The organism is Kribbella sp. NPDC051936 (assembly GCF_040680955.1).
Taxonomy (GTDB): domain Bacteria; phylum Actinomycetota; class Actinomycetes; order Propionibacteriales; family Kribbellaceae; genus Kribbella.
Genome location: NZ_JBFAXS010000003.1, coordinates 477,662 through 492,830, shown reverse-complemented (window position 1 = coordinate 492,830; position 15,169 = coordinate 477,662). Strand labels below are relative to the sequence as shown.

Below are 15,169 nucleotides of genomic sequence, written 5' to 3'. Positions count from 1 at the left end.
GTGGCCTGGAAGGTTCAGCCATGACGATTTCTCATGCGGTGACCGGGGAGGGCCCGGATCTGTTGCTGGTGCACGCCGGGGTGGCCGACTCGCGGATGTGGGCCCGGCAGGTGGACGAACTGAAGAGCAGCAACCGGGTGATCACGCTCGACCTGCGCGGGTACGGCGAGACGCCGCTCGCCCCGACGTACTCCGACGCGGGCGACGTGCTCGCGCTGCTCGAGGAGCTCGGCGCGAAGGACGTGACGGCGGTCGGCGCGTCGTACGGCGGGTACGTCGTACAGCAGGTGGCGAGCCGTCGGCCGGAGCTGTTCTCGCGGCTGGTGCTGCTCTGCGCACCGACCGACAACGTGCAGCCGGACGACGAGCTGCGGGCGTTGTGGGGCGAGGAGAACGCGCTGCTGGAGGCGGGCGACGTCGACGGTGCGACCGAACTCACAGTGCGCCGGTGGATCGGCCCGGAGGCGGACGACGAGGCCCGTGAACTGCTCCGGGTCATGCAGAAGCGCGCGTACGACGTACAGCTCGCGGCCGGTGACGTGGACAACGAGGAATGGCCGGTCGAGCCGGAGAAGATCACCGCACCGGTCCGCCTGATCACCGGCGCCCACGACTTCAAGTTCTTCGCCGACTCTGCGATCTACCTCACCGAACGCCTCCCGAACGCGGAGCACATCAACCTCCCCTGGGCCGGTCACCTCCCAACCCTGGAACGCCCCACCGAGGCCCTCGCCCTCATCACCGGGTGAAACGGCGAAGGACCCCGGCCGGTGGCCGGGGTCCTTCGGGAACACTGCGTTGTCAGTCGGCCAGGGCGCCCATCGGATCCCAGGCGGGCAGCACGATCGGCTCGTCGTCGAGGCGGGCCTGCAGCTCGGCCGGCAGCGCGGAACGGCGGACGGCGACCTCGAACACGTGCTCGCCGAACCACGAGTCGTTCATCGTCCAGAACCCGCTGTCGGCCTTCTCGTCACCCCAGCTGTTCTCGACCCGCCACCGGCGCGGCGTGCCGTCCACGACGTCGACGCCGGTGAACAGCATCGCGTGCGTCATCAGCGTCTCGTGGTGCACCAGCCGCTCGGCCTTGTCCAGCGTGAAGTCGGTGTCGTACACCGCGCCGTAGTCGTACAGCTTGGCGTCCCAGAAGCCGAGGTCGGCGTTCATCTGCTTGCCGACGTCGCAGCCGAACCAGACCGGCTCGCCGCCGACGATCGCGTCCTTGGTGAGCTGCTTGATCAAGTCGATCTCGACGTTCAGGTACACCACCGGCGGGGCGTCGATGACGTTGCCCAGGTAGTCCACCGTGAACGTCCGGCCGACCGGGCTGCTCGGGCGCGGGTCGTGCACGAGGCAGACGTACTCGTCGACGGGCAGCTGCACGTACGCCGCCGCGAACTCGGTCGGCGTGGTCCAGCCGTCGCGGTGGAAGCCCTTGTCGCTGTCCTTCCACTGCCACAGGAACTTCTGCGGCGGCGTCCCGAGGTGGATGCTCAGCACCCGGTGCACGGCGGTCAGGATCTCCCGCTTGCGGTCGCGACGGGCCTCGTCGCCCTCCAGCGCCCGCAGGTCGCGCGCGCCCTGGCGCAGCAGCTTGCGGAGGGTGTCGTTCAGCTGCGCGGTCGCGGACGAGCTCTCGGTCTCCGGCATCGCGGTCTTCGGCACCAGGCCGTGCTTGCGGACCAGCGCGACGAACATGTTCCACTGGCCGCCGTCACCGATCGGGTCGGACAGCAGGTGCGCGACGGTCCGGTCGTCGGCGTCGCGGTCCGCGGTGTCGATCATCGCCTCGAGGAAGAAGTTCGAGCGCTCGAACTTGTCCCAGAACAGCAGGTAGTTCTGGGAGAACTCGAAGTCCTTGACGCCGAGCTTCTCGGCCGCGCCGGCGCGGAGCAGGTTCAGCCCGGCGAACAGCCAGCAACGGCCGCTCTTCTTCTGATTGGTGACCTTCCAGTCGTCCAGCAGATGGGACACCGAATGGTCCATCGAGGTGACGATCTGGCGATCCAGGGCGATGCTGTTGACCGGCGTCTGCGTGACGGCGTTCTGCATCACCCGGTACTGCGGGTTCGACGCGAACTCCTTCTCGAAGAGCGCGAGCTGATCGGCTGTGAGATTCCGCTCCATAACAGTCGACGGTATAACAGCCACCAAGCCCGGACCGCCGGAACGGAGTGGCGAATCGATGCCCTGGCCGAAACGCGCCACCGCCGAAACCTTGCGCTACGCTAGTTGAAAACGACATTCAACAGAGGAGGCGTCATGCCCCGACGCCCGGCCCCGACCGGCAAGCGCAAGCCGAAGCAGAACCCGCTGGACCGCGACGGCATCACCTACATCGACTACAAGGACACCGCCCTCCTCCGCAAGTTCATCTCCGACCGCGGCAAGATCCGCTCCCGCCGCGTCACCGGCCTCACCGTCCAGCAACAAAAACAAATCGCCCGAGCCATCAAGAACGCCCGCGAAATGGCCCTCCTCCCCTACACCTCCTCGGGTAGGTAAGAGCCGCCTCAGATTGACCTGCCTGAGTTCGATCGCGCGCAGCTGCACGCGGTCGACGTACTGCGGGCTGGTGAGGCTGTCGTCGTGACGAGTCCGAGTCCGCTGACGTACGCCGTGGTGGCCCGCGACGCCCGTGCGGTGAATCTCCTGAAAGGCCGCCCCGTCGACCACCCGGTCGGCATCTCGGTCCACACGTCGGCCGCGCACGATCAGCTGTTCCGGCACCTCGACCTGCCGACCAGCGCCCTCGCCATGGTCGACTTCGCGCTCGCCGAGCGGATCGCCGTCCTGGCGCCGATCCGGCAGGACCCGACGATGCCCGAGTGGCTGGCGCCTGCCATCCAGGACGGCTGGGTGCTGTTCTTCGACGGGTCCTGGGGTCCGCTGGTGTACCTGGGGGAAAGCCATCCCTTCCTTTACGGCGGTAGCGCCGGCCGAACCGGCCAAGCTCCAGCCGCCTCTGCCGCCGAAGCCCGCGCGCAGTTGCCGGCCGGCACTGTGATCATCGACGCCGACGACCGCCGTACGCCGGCTGCCGCCTACGGAGCCCGCACGGTGATCCGCGTCGATCTGGACGGTCGGCCGACCCTGCATCGAGCAGGTATGCAGGACCGAGCGGCCGGCGGACCCGGCGTACTCCTGGACCGACTGCGCGAGTTCAGATCCGCGATCGCGGTTCTGGATCCGTCGACCAGCACGCCGCTTGGCAAGACGTACCTGTCCACCGCAATCATTGAAGGCGGCGAGCCCAGGGAACTGCTCCCGAACACGCGTATCCGGCTCGAGTTCGCGCGGACGCCCAACAAGAACGCCGACGGCCCGCGGTGTACGACGTCGTACGCGCGGACGTCGGCTGTAACAGTCTGGGCACAGCGAGCGCAGCCGGTGAACTGCTGGCCGACGGGACCCTGTGGATCCCCGGTCTCGGCGGCACCCAGGTCGGCTGCCAACCGCCGCTTCGGGACCAGGAGGAATGGCTGAAGACGTTCCTGACGAGCGAACCCAGCTGGGAAGTGAACGGCGACGAGCTCACCCTCACCTCCGCAAGTACGACGATCACGCTGCTGGACCGGCAGATCGCCGAACCGGATGTCCCGCTCGACGGGATCAGGTGGAACGTCGTCACCACCATCACCAACGCCGATCTGCGCCAGGGCTTCTATCGCGCCGGCGAAGCATGGATCAGGTTCGACGACGGGCGCTTGACCGGCTGGACCGGATGCAGCGAATTCTCCGGCACCGTCACCCGCAACAACAGCGAACTGGCCTTCAGCGACATCGCCATCACCGACCACTCCTGCACCGCCGAAACTGCCAGGCTGCAGGCCGCGATCCTGGCCACGCTCGGACCGGCAGTCTCGTACACGATCGACTACAACCAGCTGACTCTGCTGGCCCCGTCCGGCATCGGCCTCGACCTGAAAGCGATGAGTTAACGGACGCGGAACGTCCGGAATCAGCGGTACGTTGGCGGCATGTCCGACCTCAGGATCAAGGCGCTCACGCCGGAGACCTTCGACGACTTCGCCGCGCTCGTGGAGCGGAACAAGGGCATGTTCGCCGGCTGCTGGTGTACCAAGTTTCATCCCGACTGCGTGGAGAAGGGGCAGAGCGCCGAGGGGAACCGGGCTCTCAAGCAACGTCTGGTGGCCGAGGGGATCGCGCATGCCGCGCTGGTCTACGACGGCGACCAGGCCGTGGCCTGGGCGGAGTACGGCACGCCCGACGAACTGCCCGACATCCAGCATCGCAAGGAGTATCTCGCCACTGCCGAGCGCCTGCCCGACTACCGGGTCACCTGCATCCTGGTCGAGCGCGGCCATCGCGGTCAGGGTCTGGCGGCGATCGCCCTGCGCGGAGCTGTCGAACTGATCGCGCAGGCGGGCGGCGGCACGGTAGAGGGCTACCCGCACGACACCGGCGGGGTCCGGAAGAAGAACTCGTCGTTCCTCTACAACGGCACCCGCACGATGTACGAGCGCGAAGGTTTCACCTACGACCGGCCCAAGGGCCTGGGCAACTGCGTCATGGTGCGCGAGGTGCATTGACGCTGGATCAGCCCGGCGCCGGCCCGGAAATTCGTTGCGGATGGAGGGCGTCAGGTGCTTGGTTGGTCGGCGACCGAGCCCGGACGAAACGAGATACCTGTGTCGCTGCCTACGCCGACGTTGACCACCGATCGTCTGCGATTGCGTCCTTTCGGCGACGCGGATGCGGACGCGCTGTTCGCGCTGCACAGCAACGCGTTTGTACTGCGGTACTGGGACTCGCCGCCGTGGAGTGAGCGGAGCCGCGCTGCACGGTTCCTCGCGGCGTGCCGGACGATGGCGGAGGAGGGTACGGGCGCTCGCGTGGCCATCGATCGTGCGTCCGACGGAGAGTTCCTCGGCTGGTGCAGCCTGAGCCAGTGGAACCCGGACTTCCGCAGCGCGTCACTCGGCTACTGCCTCACCGAGGCGTCGTGGGGGCACGGGTATGCGACAGAGGGCGCTCGCGCTGTGCTGGGGTGGGCCTTCGACACGCTGGACCTGAACCGCGTCCAGGCCGAGGCCGACACACGCAACATCGGATCTGCCCGAGTCCTCGAGAAGCTCGGCTTCGTCCGCGAGGGGACGCTCCGCGAAGACTGCATCGTGAACGGCGACGTCTCCGACTCCTGGGTCTACGGCCTTCTGCGCCGCGAGTGGACACCCGACGCTTCCCACTGAGGTCTCACTTGCGCGGGCTCCGCGGTATGTCGGTGGTCGCGCCTAGGGTGTCGCCATGGTCGCCCGGATTCAGATCGCTACCGCTGTCCTTGTGCGCGACGGCCTCGTGCTCTTGGCGCATCGCCACCCACTGCGTCAGGCGTATCCGGACTGCTGGGGCTTTGTCGGCGGACATGTCGAACCAGGCGAATCACCTGATCAGGCGGTCCGTCGGGAGTGTCTCGAGGAAGTCGGCGTCGAGATCCACAACCCGCTGCCCATCCCGATGACCGTCCACGACCCGGTCCTCGACATGCGCGGCTTCCTCGTCACGCACTGGCACGGCGAACCGGTCATCGCCGAACCCGGCGAGCACGACGACCTCCGCTGGTTCCGCCCGAGCGATCTCGCAGACCTGAAGCTCGCCCACCCGGAATCCCTGCCAAACATTCTGAGCGCCGTCCAGGTCGCAACCGGTTAGCCGCCGCCGGACCGCCCGCCCACCAGCAGCCATTCGCTTCAGGCAACACATCCCCTCAGGCGGGAACGAGCCGCGCCTGGGCCGACTACCCCATCCAGCAGAACCGACGGGCCGATTACACCAGGCGGCGGTCGGTGGCCCAGCGGGTTAGTTCGTGGCGGTTGGAGAGTTGGAGTTTGCGGAGGACCGAGGAGACGTGGGTTTCGACGGTCTTCACGGAGATGAAGAGTTCGCGGGCGACTTCCTTGTACGCGTACCCGCGCGCGATCAGCCGCAGTACCTCACGCTCGCGCTGCGACAACCGGTCCAGGTCCTCGTCGACCGACGCGATGTCGATTGCGCCGGAGAAGGCGTCCAGGACGAAGCCGGCCAGGCGCGGCGAGAACACCGCGTCCCCCTCGGCGACGCGGTTGATCGCGTCGACCAGCTCGGTGCCGGAGATGTTCTTGGTGACGTACCCGCGGGCGCCGGCGCGGATCACGCCGATGACGTCCTCGGCGGCGTCGGACACCGACAGCGCCAGGAACTTGATGTCGGGGTGCCGCTGGTGCACCTGCTTCATCACCTCGGTACCGCCACCGCCCGGGAGGTGGACGTCGAGCAGGACGACGTCCGGTTCGGTGCCGACGATCGCCTTCACGGCGGTGTCGACGTCGGAGCCCTCCCCGACGATGTCGACCGAGGCGCCGATCTCGCTGCGTACCCCGGCCCGGAACATGTCGTGATCGTCGACGACGACTACCCGCCTGCTGCTCATCTGTCCATCTCCAGTCGCACTTCGGTCCCTGTCTCCGGATCGGACCGCACCGTCGCGCGGCCGCCGTGCCGTTCCATCCTGCCCATCACACTGTGCCGCAAGCCGAGCCGGTCGTCGGGGACCTCGTCGACGTCGAATCCCTTGCCGCGGTCGCGGACGAACATCTCCACCCGGTCGCCGTCCACCTCGACGAACACGTCGATCTTCGCAGCCCCCGAGTGCTTGGCGGCGTTCACCATCGACTCGCGCGCGGCCCGGACCATCGAGGCGAGCGGTTCGGTCAGGTCGCAGTCGCCGACCGTTACGACCTCGATCGGTACGCCGTGCGAGTCCTCGACCTCGGCGGCCGCTTGCTTCGCGGCGCCGGCGATCGTCTGGTCGGCGTCGTGCTCCTCGTCGTACAGCCAGGACCGCAGCTCGCGCTCCTGGGAGCGCGCCAGCCGGGCCACGGCCTTCGGGTCGTCGGCCTGCTTCTGGATCAGCGCGAGCGTCTGCAGGACCGAGTCGTGCAGGTGCGCGGCCATGTCGGCGCGTTCCTGCGAACGGACCCGCTCGGCGCGCTCGGAGTTCAGGTCGCGGGTCAGCCGGTGCACCCACGGCCCGGCGATGACGCCGATCCCGACCACGGCGAGCAGCAGCGCGATCAGGACGTCGCCGACCATCGAGAGCCGGCCGTTCTGCACCAGGAATAGGGTGACCGCGGTGCCGATCAGGACGAGGCCGACGCCGATCCGGACGAGCGACTTCCAGCCGCCCTTGCCGAGCACCAGCCCGAGGATCGGGACCCGGACGTCGCGCGCCCACTTGTCCTTCTGGCTCTCGTCGGCCTGCCGCCAGATCAGCGCCAGACCGGTCGCGGCGAACACCAGCGGCCAGAACAGCTTCCCGGCGATCCCGAGCCCGGCGACCTGCAACAGGATCAGCAGCCCGGCGCCGATGGCGACCAGCGCGGGCAGCTGTCCGCGACTCTTCTCCCGTTTCCGCTGCTTCGCCTCGGCGACCGGCGGTGCAGGCTCGTCGGAGCGCAGCCCGCTCCGCGTGTGCGCGGCCAGGCCGGGCGCGGCCGGGACCGTCTCCGGGGCCAGCGGCATCAAGAACCACAACGCGGCGTAGATCAGGATGCCGAAGCCGCCGGACACCGTGGTCGCGATCAGCACCAGCCGTACGACGGTGTCCGACACGCCAAGGTGGTCCGCGATGCCACCGGCCACACCGGCGACGACGCGTCCTTCCGTACGGCGGTACGCCCGCCGTGGAGCGTCCGTCGGCTGGCGGGCGGAGGCCGGCTGCCCTGGTGGAAGGTACGACTGACCGGGTCCCGAGCCCGCCTGCGCACCCATCCGGGCGGCGTAAGCGGCGTACGGGCCCTGGTACTGCCCTGCCGGGCCCTGCGGCCCCCAGCCCTTGTAGCGCCACTGGTCCTGGGTCTGCCCAGGCGTAGGCTCGGGCTGGCCCCCGTTGCTGGAGGTCCCGCCCGGCGGCGCGGCTGCTGGCTGGCTCATCACCACGATCGTCACATGTGGACAGGCCCGACACCAGCAGGCTTGTCCCCGGCCGCCTCCTCAGCCGCTACCCTCCGCGCTCAGGGTCGACTCGGGGAGAACCCCCAAATCCCGCCTCTCCGGGAGTGGTCAGGGTGCATCCCCGATGTCCACGGCGCACTCCGGTGTGAGTATCGATGGCATGGAGCAGAACCAGAGTGGACCCGCCGGGTTCGACCGCGACCGCCTGCAGAACCCCCAGAGCTGGCGGCGCAGCAGGTCGGACCGCTGGGTCGCGGGTGTCTGCGGCGGCATCGGCCGTGCGCTGAACATCGACCCCGTTCTGGTCCGCGTCGTGATGGCCGTGCTGATCATCAGCGGCCCGGGCGTGATCTTCTACATCGCCGCCTGGGTGCTGATGCCCGACGAGGGCAGTGACCGCTCGGCCGCCCAGGGCGTGCTCGGCGACCGGATCCGGACCGACCACCCGTGGTTCTGGCCGGTGGCGGTCGGCGCCTGCGTGTTCATCGCGATCGCGATGATGTCGTCGTTCGACTTCGGCCGGTTCGTGCCCGGCCCGCTGATCGTGATCGGAGTCATCTGGCTGATCGCGAAGCAGCGCAAGAGCAACAGCAACAAGCAGGCACAGCGCCCGCAGGACACGGTCCCGCCGGCGTCCCCGGCGTCCCCGGCGTCCCCGGCGTCCCCGGCGTCCTCGCCGTACGCCGGCCCGCAGCCGACCACGGCGTACGTGCCTCCGCAGACCGGCCCGTCAGCTCCCCCGGCGGGCCCGGCGTCCTCGGCCACACAGCGACCCCAGGACCGCACCGTCGAACCGGTCCAGGCTGTGTGGACCGAGGACGACCCTCTCGGCCTGTACGTCGACGAGCCGGCCGCCGCGCCGGCCGCGCGCAAGCCCGCCGAGCCGCCCGCGAAGGGCATGCGCGGGGTCAAGTCGATCATCGTCGTCCTGACCGGTATCGCGATCGGCATCGCCGCGCTGGCCGGCGCGTCCACGGCGACCATGCTGATCATCGGCCTGGCCACGCTCGGCGGCGGCATGCTGCTCGGCGGGTTCGTCGGCCGCACGCTGGCGCTGCTGCCGCTCGGCATCCTGCTGGCCGCGGGCGCCATCGCGAGCACCGTGTTCCCGGACGTTCCGAAGAATTTCGCCGACACCAACTACGTCGCGCCGGCCAGCCAGACGATCACCGCGACCGGCACCAGCTACCAGTTCGACGCCGGGTCGGTGAAGCTGGACCTGACTCAGGCCAAGTTCGGCCCGGGCGCCAAGGTCGACGTGCACGGTGGCGTCGGCGAGGTGATCGTGAAGCTGCCGGCCGACGTCGACGTGCAGGGCGCGTTGTCGACCGAGATGGGAGACGTCGCCTTCCTCGACCAGCACCAGGGCGGCCATAATGCCGAACTGAAGCTCAACGACCTCGGCGCGGACGGCAAGGCCGGCCCGTCGCAGGTCACCCTGGACCTGGATCTCAGGCTGGGCAGTATCAAGGTGGAGCGCGGATGAGCCAGCAACCCCGCAAGACCAGGCCGGACGTGCCGGGGGTGGTGGCCGGCACGGTGCTGAGCGGCGCTGCCACGATCTGGATGCTCACCGACAACGGCGTCCTGCAGACCGACGACCTCGGTGTGACCAGCGCCCTGCTGCTGGTCACGGCCGGACTCCTCGGCCTGGCCGCGTCGCGTCGCGTCTAACTCGGTGGACGTGGGTGTCTGCGCTTCTCTAGGCTCCATGGCGTGACCAGCCCGGAGGCGGACAGACCGTAACCACCGGCCGTTCCGTGTGACCCGCCGGAACCGCCGGAGACGACTCATGCCGTCCTCCACTGGTTACGGAGCCTCTCCATGCCTTTCGTGCTGTATCTGCTCGGCCTGGCCGTTTTCGCCCAGGCAACGTCCGAATTCATGCTCTCCGGGCTCGGCCCGGACATCGCCCGCGACCTGGGCGTCTCCATCCCCGCCGCCGGCTGTCTGACGTCCGCGTTCGCGCTCGGCATGATCGTCGGCGCCCCGGCGATCGCCGTGCTCGGCGCCCGCTGGCCGCGCCGGCGGACCCTGCTGCTGACGTTGACCGTCTTCCTGGCCGTCCACGTCGTCGGCGCGCTGACCACCGACTTCGCCGTTCTGCTCGGCACCCGGGTCCTCGCGGCGCTCGCGAACGCGGGCTTCCTGGCCGTCGCCCTGGCCACCGCCGCGGGCCTGGTCCCGCCGGACGCGAAGGGCCGCGCGACCTCCGTCCTGCTCGGCGGTACGACGCTCGCGTGCATCGTCGGCGTACCGGCCGGCGCCGTGCTCGGCCAGTACCTCGGCTGGCGGTCCGCGTTCTGGGCGGTCGCGATCATCTCGCTCCCGGCGCTGCTCGGGATCCTCCGCTCGGTCCCTTCGCGGGGCGCCGGTCCGGCCACGGTGGGCCGGTTCCACATCAGGCCCCGGCTCGCCGTCCTGTTGTTGCTCGGGGCCCTCGTCAACGGCGCGACGTTCTGCTCGTTCACGTACCTCTCCCCGGTGCTCACCGAGGTCACCGGGCTGGGCGTGGGTTGGGTGCCGCTGATGCTCGCGCTCTTCGGCCTCGGCTCGTTCGCGGGCGTGACGGTCGCGGGCCGGTACGCCGACCGGCGCGACGACCGGCTCGTACTGGTTGCCGGTGGCATCTTGCTCCTCGGGTGGTGCACGTTCGCGCTCACCGCGGCGTCCGTCGTACCGACCGTGCTGCTCGTGCTGCTCCAGGGCGGGTTGTCGTTCGCGGTCGGGTCGACGCTGATCGCCTACAGCCTGTACGCCGGGAGCGGGACGCCCGTGCTGACCGGTGGACTGGCCACCGCCGCGCTGAACGTCGGCGCCGCCGCCGGACCGCTGCTCGGCGGGCCGGCGATCGGCGCGGCCGGGTTCCGCGGACCGCTCTGGGTCAGCGCGGCGCTCGTGGGCGTCGCGCTGGTCGCAGGCGGCTCCATTAAGCTTGTGGATCGCGAGGGGCCCGGGTGAAGCGGGTCCCGTGGTCAAGGAGTTCCGATGGTGCGCGGCACCGTGAAGTGGTTCAACGCCGACAAGGGCTACGGCTTTCTGGCCGTCGACGGACAGGACGACGTGTTCGTGCACTGGAGCAAGATCGTCTCCGACGGGTACAAGACCCTCGAGGACGGCCAGCACGTCGAGTTCCAGATCGTCGACGGGCCGAAGGGCCGGGAGGCCGACGCGGTCACTCCGATCTGACCGGCACGCACCGTCGCGAACCGGTAGCCTGACGTCTCATCGTGTGAGGGGTGAGACGTGACAGAGCCGGTACCCGTGATCCGGAAGCTCGAGCATGCGCTGGCCGACGACGACTTCGCCTGGTCGCTGGTGCTGACCGGTGAGGACCAGACGGACAAGCTCGCGACGCTGACCGGCGACCTGCGCGGGCCGTTCTCGACGACCGGCGACGGCAAGCAGATCACCTCCGGCTTCTCCTACTGGGGGATCGGCCCCACGATCGCCTGGGCGAACGCGACGAACGACCCGTTCTACCTGGTCATGAAGGCCGGTGCGGAGTCGTTCCAGCGGCACTGGCGCAAGGTCCGGCCGCACGTCGAGAACGGCGGCTTCCACGTCGTCAGCCTCGGCGTCGGCACCGGCGTCAAGGACCGCACCATCGTCGGCGACCTGCGCCGGCAGAACCGGAACATGTACTACATCCCGGTCGACATGAGCTCCGAGATGCTCCGGATGGGGACCCAACCGGTGCGCGACGCCCGGTTCCCGGTCGCCCAGCTGCTGCCGGTCCAGCTCGACTTCTCGATCGCGGACAACATGGAAGAGCTGGCCGAGATGCTCGCCCGGCTGGTCGGCGACGAGCCGATCCTGTTCACGCTGACCGGCAACACGCTGGCCAACTTCGACAGCGACGAGGAACTGCTCGGCACCCTGACCCAGGGGCTGCGCGCGCAGGACCGGCTGCTGCTCGAAGTGGCCAGTACGACGCGCCTGGACCAGGAGACCGCCGACGCGGCCGCGGACGAGTACCACCAGACCCGCGCGTTCGCGGAGTTCGTCACCAGCGCGCTGCGGTACAACACCGACCTCAAGATCAACAACGAGCTGGTCAAGTTCGTCGGCGAGGTCGAGGACGACGACGCCCTGCTGGTGAAGATCCTCTGGCAGAACGACACCGGCGACGAGGTCCGGATGGAGCTGCCGGACCACACCGAGGTGGTGCTGCCGATCGGTGACACGATCCGGCTCTACACCACCCGCAAGTACTCCACGACCCGGCTGAAGCGGCTCACCGAGGCCTGCAAGCTGACGCCGGTCGAGGCGATCCAGTCCCAGTTCCGGTACACCCGCCGTCCGAACCCGTTCGGCCTGGAGCTACTGCTGCTCGCACCGGAGGCAGCCGGCGAGAGCGCCCGCAGCCTCGCCGACGACATCTGGGCCACGTGAGGCGGATCAACCGGCGGGCCGTCGTCAGCGTGGTGACGTACGGCCTGCTCGCGCTGGCATTCGTTCTCGGTGTCATCTGGTTCTTCTGGCCGGAGAACTCGCGCTGGGAGCCGGCCGTCAACTCGCTCACGCTGGTGGCCGGTCTGACCGGCATCTTCGTCGAGCGGCTGACCGCCGAGGCGGAACGCCGTACCGAGGTGCTGCGGGCCGTCGCGGACGAGCTGCACGAGAACACCCGGCTGCTGAACGACGACCGGTTCTCGCCCGACGCCCCGACCGCCCGGCAGGTGTATCCGCGGCTGGTGGTGTCGGCGGTCGATCTCGCGCTGGTGTCCGGCGCCCTCGGCCTGCGCCGCGACGCCGAGCTCGTCGGGCAGCTGCACCGGTGGCGGGACACCGTGCACCTGTTCAACCGGCGGCTCGACCTGACCGAGATCAGCACGTTCTCGAACACCATCTCGGCGGCCGAACTGGCCGCGTTCCACCGCGCGTTGCACCGCGAGAACAGCTACTTCGCGGCCACCCGCGAGAAGCTCGAGAAGCTGCTCGGCGCGCTGCCCGGACTTTAACGGCGGGGGCCGTAACCGGACCGGTTGCTGTCAGTAGTGGCAAATTCTCCCGAGCCGTTGACTTGGCCACGCCGTGAGAGCTTCACTTTCGGACAGGACCGTAAATAGGCCCCCCGGAGGCAATCGCATGCGATCAGTCCGCTCCCTTCTCGCACTGGCACTCGCCGCTCTGCTCGTCACGGCCCCTTCGGCGCCACCTGCCGGCGCGGCGCCCGCCGGGCCGCCCGCACCGCCGACCGGCACGGTCGTCTCGCTCGGCACGCCGCTGTCCGACGTACTCCTCATCGGGGGCACCGTCGCACCCGGCCCGAACGGCAAGGCCGCGATCTGGAACGTGTCCACCGGAAGTCCGGCGTACCTGAACGCCATCGACCCGGCCACCGGCGACAGCCTGCTCTCGGCGGCGCTGCCCGGAGCGGACGGCAGTTACGCGGTCGCCGCGACGCCGGACGGCACGATCTACGTCGGCACCTACAACAACGGCCACCTGTACCGGCTGCGCCCGGGCGGCGCCGTCGAGGACCTCGGCCGGCCGATCGCCACCGAGACGTTCATCTGGCGGATCGCCACCGACGACCAGGGCAACGTGTACGGCGGGACGTTCCCGCACGGGAAGGTGTTCCGGTACGACGACAAGACCGGCGCCGTCCGCGACTACGGCACGGTCCTGGCCGGCCAGACCTACGTCAAGAGCATCGACTACGCCGGCGGCAAGGTCTACGCCGGCACGATGCCCGACGCGCACATCATGGAGGTCGACGCGGCCACCGGCGCGATCACCGAGCTGCCGTCGCCGCCCGGCCTCGGCGACCCCTCCGACAAGGTCGTGTACGACCTGAACGCGCGCGGCGGGCGCGTGTACGCGCGGATCAGCACCGCGTTCCCCGGCCCGCTGTACGTCTGGGACATCGCTTCGCGGACCTGGGTGGACGAGATCCCGAACGCGCACGGTCTGGACATCTCCCCGATCGGCGCGGACGGCTCGCTGTACCTCATCCAGAGCAGCGAACTGAAGAAGTACGACCCGGCCACCAAGACGCTGACCGGCACCGGCCTGACCTTCACCGGCCGGATCCAGAACGCCCGCTCGATCGGGTACGCCGACCTGGGCCTGCCCGACTACCCGGGAACCAGCGTCGTCGGCACCCTGTGGCGCGGCGAGGAGTTCCGGTACAACCCGCAGACCGGCAAGTCCGAGATCTTCACCACCAAGGTCCGGCGGGAGCCGATCGAGATCCTGTCCGTGGCGGGCGGCAAGGACGACATCTACGCCGGCGGTTTCCTCAACGGCGGCGTCTCGGTGGTCAACCCGACCACCGGCGAGGCGAAGTTCAACCGGTTCTCCCAGGTCGAGGCCCTGATGGAGGGTTCCGACGGCACCGTCTGGGTCGGCGCCTATCCGGAGGCCCGCCTCTACTCCTACGACACCACGAAGCCCTGGAGCAGCCCGGAGTACTCCCCCGGCCCGCCCGGTACGCCGGACAACCCCAAGCAGCTGCTGAACCTGAAGCCCGACCTGTTCCAGACCCGGGCCCGCGCGCTGACCGAGGTGAACGGCAAGATCGCGGTCGGCACGATCCCCGACGGGGACCGACTGGGCGGCGCGCTGGTGATCTACGACCCGGCGACGAACACCGCGGAGAAGTACCGCAACGTCGTCCAGGACGAGTCCGTTTTCGGTCTCACCGCGCACTGCGGCATCGTGTACGGCGGAACGTCGATCGCCGGCGGCCTGACGACCACCCCGCCGACCCGCGAAGCGGGCACAGTGTTCGCGTGGGACGTAGCCGGCAAGAAGAAGCTCTGGGAGGTCGTACCGGTGGCGAAGGCCGCGACGGTCTCGGCGGTCACGATGGGCCCGGACGGGCTGCTGTGGGGCGTGGCCGGGAAGACCGTCTTCGCGCTGGCCCCGGACAGCGGCAAGCTGAAGAAGTCCTTCACGCTCGGGACGACGACCTCCAGCGGCGACATCGTCGCGACCTCGGAGGCCGTCTACGTGAGCATCGACCTGAACAAGATCTACCGGATCGCGCCGGGGAAGAACTCGGTCCCGACGGTGTTCGTGCAGCACGCGCACCGGCGGCTCGGCGTCCGCGGAGACCACCAACTGCTGATGACGAGCGGCTCCGAGCTGTTCCGGATTGATATCAGCCGTTGACAGCCGAAATTCACCCCGGCTACTTTCGGTCCTGACCGTTATTCGGTTTCACTACTTCCGGCCCTGACTTCCGGACACCCTGGGGGTGCGATGAGAT

Annotated in this window: 17 protein-coding genes; 14 read left to right on the top strand and 3 right to left on the bottom strand. The window is 69.1% G+C overall.

What is annotated here, in order from left to right; translation table 11 throughout:
• The first annotated feature begins 20 nt into the window (after window positions 1–20).
• Entirely contained in the window at window positions 21–749 is a 729-nt protein-coding gene (locus AB0L64_RS12610) for an alpha/beta hydrolase (RefSeq protein WP_363710264.1), read from the top strand.
• Window positions 750–801: 52 nt separating this feature from the next.
• Here AB0L64_RS12610 and AB0L64_RS12605 read toward each other — a convergent pair whose 3' ends face one another.
• The gene (locus AB0L64_RS12605; RefSeq protein WP_363710263.1) at window positions 802–2,124 is read right to left on the bottom strand and encodes a C1 family peptidase; all 1,323 of its coding nucleotides are present in this window, start codon (window positions 2,122–2,124) and stop codon (window positions 802–804) included.
• 135 nt (window positions 2,125–2,259) lie between these two features.
• Between AB0L64_RS12605 and rpsR the strand changes: the two genes are divergently transcribed.
• The 6 genes from rpsR (at window position 2,260) to AB0L64_RS12575 (ending at window position 5,670) form a co-directional block, all read left to right on the top strand.
• Window positions 2,260–2,502, top strand: coding sequence for a 30S ribosomal protein S18 (rpsR, locus tag AB0L64_RS12600; protein ID WP_355473940.1), 243 nt, complete (start codon window positions 2,260–2,262; stop codon window positions 2,500–2,502).
• An 84-nt stretch (window positions 2,503–2,586) separates the two neighbouring features.
• Window positions 2,587–3,483: a hypothetical protein gene (locus AB0L64_RS12595; RefSeq protein ID WP_363710262.1), complete on the top strand. Its 897-nt coding sequence runs from the start codon at window positions 2,587–2,589 to the stop codon at window positions 3,481–3,483.
• Complete coding sequence (locus AB0L64_RS12590) at window positions 3,366–3,938, top strand: META domain-containing protein (RefSeq protein ID WP_363710529.1); 573 nt, start codon at window positions 3,366–3,368, stop codon at window positions 3,936–3,938. Before AB0L64_RS12595 ends, AB0L64_RS12590 begins: the two co-directional genes overlap by 118 nt.
• 39 nt (window positions 3,939–3,977) lie before the next feature.
• Window positions 3,978–4,550 (top strand): GNAT family N-acetyltransferase, encoded by a 573-nt coding sequence (locus tag AB0L64_RS12585; RefSeq protein ID WP_363710261.1) that lies wholly within the window; start codon window positions 3,978–3,980, stop codon window positions 4,548–4,550.
• A 141-nt stretch (window positions 4,551–4,691) separates the two neighbouring features.
• Window positions 4,692–5,210: a GNAT family N-acetyltransferase gene (locus tag AB0L64_RS12580; protein WP_363710260.1), complete on the top strand. Its 519-nt coding sequence runs from the start codon at window positions 4,692–4,694 to the stop codon at window positions 5,208–5,210.
• 55 nt (window positions 5,211–5,265) lie between these two features.
• Window positions 5,266–5,670 (top strand): NUDIX domain-containing protein, encoded by a 405-nt coding sequence (locus AB0L64_RS12575; protein ID WP_363710259.1) that lies wholly within the window; start codon window positions 5,266–5,268, stop codon window positions 5,668–5,670.
• Between the two features lie 115 nt (window positions 5,671–5,785).
• On the opposite strand, the gene AB0L64_RS12570 is transcribed toward AB0L64_RS12575, so the two are convergent.
• Both AB0L64_RS12570 and AB0L64_RS12565 read right to left on the bottom strand, forming a co-directional pair.
• Window positions 5,786–6,427 carry a response regulator transcription factor gene (locus AB0L64_RS12570; RefSeq protein ID WP_355696130.1) on the bottom strand — a complete coding sequence of 214 codons (642 nt, stop codon included), beginning with the start codon at window positions 6,425–6,427 and terminating at the stop codon, window positions 5,786–5,788.
• On the bottom strand, window positions 6,424–7,929 hold the full coding sequence (locus AB0L64_RS12565) for a PspC domain-containing protein (RefSeq protein ID WP_359938516.1): 1,506 nt from the start codon (window positions 7,927–7,929) through the stop codon (window positions 6,424–6,426). Before AB0L64_RS12565 ends, AB0L64_RS12570 begins: the two co-directional genes overlap by 4 nt.
• A 181-nt stretch (window positions 7,930–8,110) precedes the next feature.
• Here AB0L64_RS12565 and AB0L64_RS12560 point away from each other — a divergent pair, with 181 nt between their 5' ends.
• The 7 genes from AB0L64_RS12560 (at window position 8,111) to AB0L64_RS12530 (ending at window position 15,072) form a co-directional block, all read left to right on the top strand.
• Window positions 8,111–9,436 carry a PspC domain-containing protein gene (locus AB0L64_RS12560; RefSeq protein ID WP_363710258.1) on the top strand — a complete coding sequence of 442 codons (1,326 nt, stop codon included), beginning with the start codon at window positions 8,111–8,113 and terminating at the stop codon, window positions 9,434–9,436.
• A complete protein-coding gene (locus AB0L64_RS12555) occupies window positions 9,433–9,624 on the top strand; it encodes a hypothetical protein (RefSeq protein ID WP_355696124.1) in 192 nt (63 codons plus the stop codon). The genes AB0L64_RS12560 and AB0L64_RS12555 overlap by 4 nt, the downstream gene beginning before the upstream one ends.
• Window positions 9,625–9,774: 150 nt before the next feature.
• The gene (locus tag AB0L64_RS12550; RefSeq protein WP_363710257.1) at window positions 9,775–10,911 is read left to right on the top strand and encodes a Cmx/CmrA family chloramphenicol efflux MFS transporter; all 1,137 of its coding nucleotides are present in this window, start codon (window positions 9,775–9,777) and stop codon (window positions 10,909–10,911) included.
• 27 nt (window positions 10,912–10,938) lie between these two features.
• The gene (locus tag AB0L64_RS12545; protein ID WP_350278708.1) at window positions 10,939–11,139 is read left to right on the top strand and encodes a cold shock domain-containing protein; all 201 of its coding nucleotides are present in this window, start codon (window positions 10,939–10,941) and stop codon (window positions 11,137–11,139) included.
• A 57-nt stretch (window positions 11,140–11,196) separates the two neighbouring features.
• Window positions 11,197–12,345: an L-histidine N(alpha)-methyltransferase gene (locus tag AB0L64_RS12540; protein ID WP_363710256.1), complete on the top strand. Its 1,149-nt coding sequence runs from the start codon at window positions 11,197–11,199 to the stop codon at window positions 12,343–12,345.
• A complete protein-coding gene (locus AB0L64_RS12535) occupies window positions 12,342–12,914 on the top strand; it encodes a hypothetical protein (RefSeq protein ID WP_363710255.1) in 573 nt (190 codons plus the stop codon). Before AB0L64_RS12540 ends, AB0L64_RS12535 begins: the two co-directional genes overlap by 4 nt.
• Before the next feature lie 127 nt (window positions 12,915–13,041).
• Window positions 13,042–15,072 carry a hypothetical protein gene (locus AB0L64_RS12530; RefSeq protein WP_363710254.1) on the top strand — a complete coding sequence of 677 codons (2,031 nt, stop codon included), beginning with the start codon at window positions 13,042–13,044 and terminating at the stop codon, window positions 15,070–15,072.
• The last annotated feature ends 97 nt before the right edge of the window (window positions 15,073–15,169 follow it).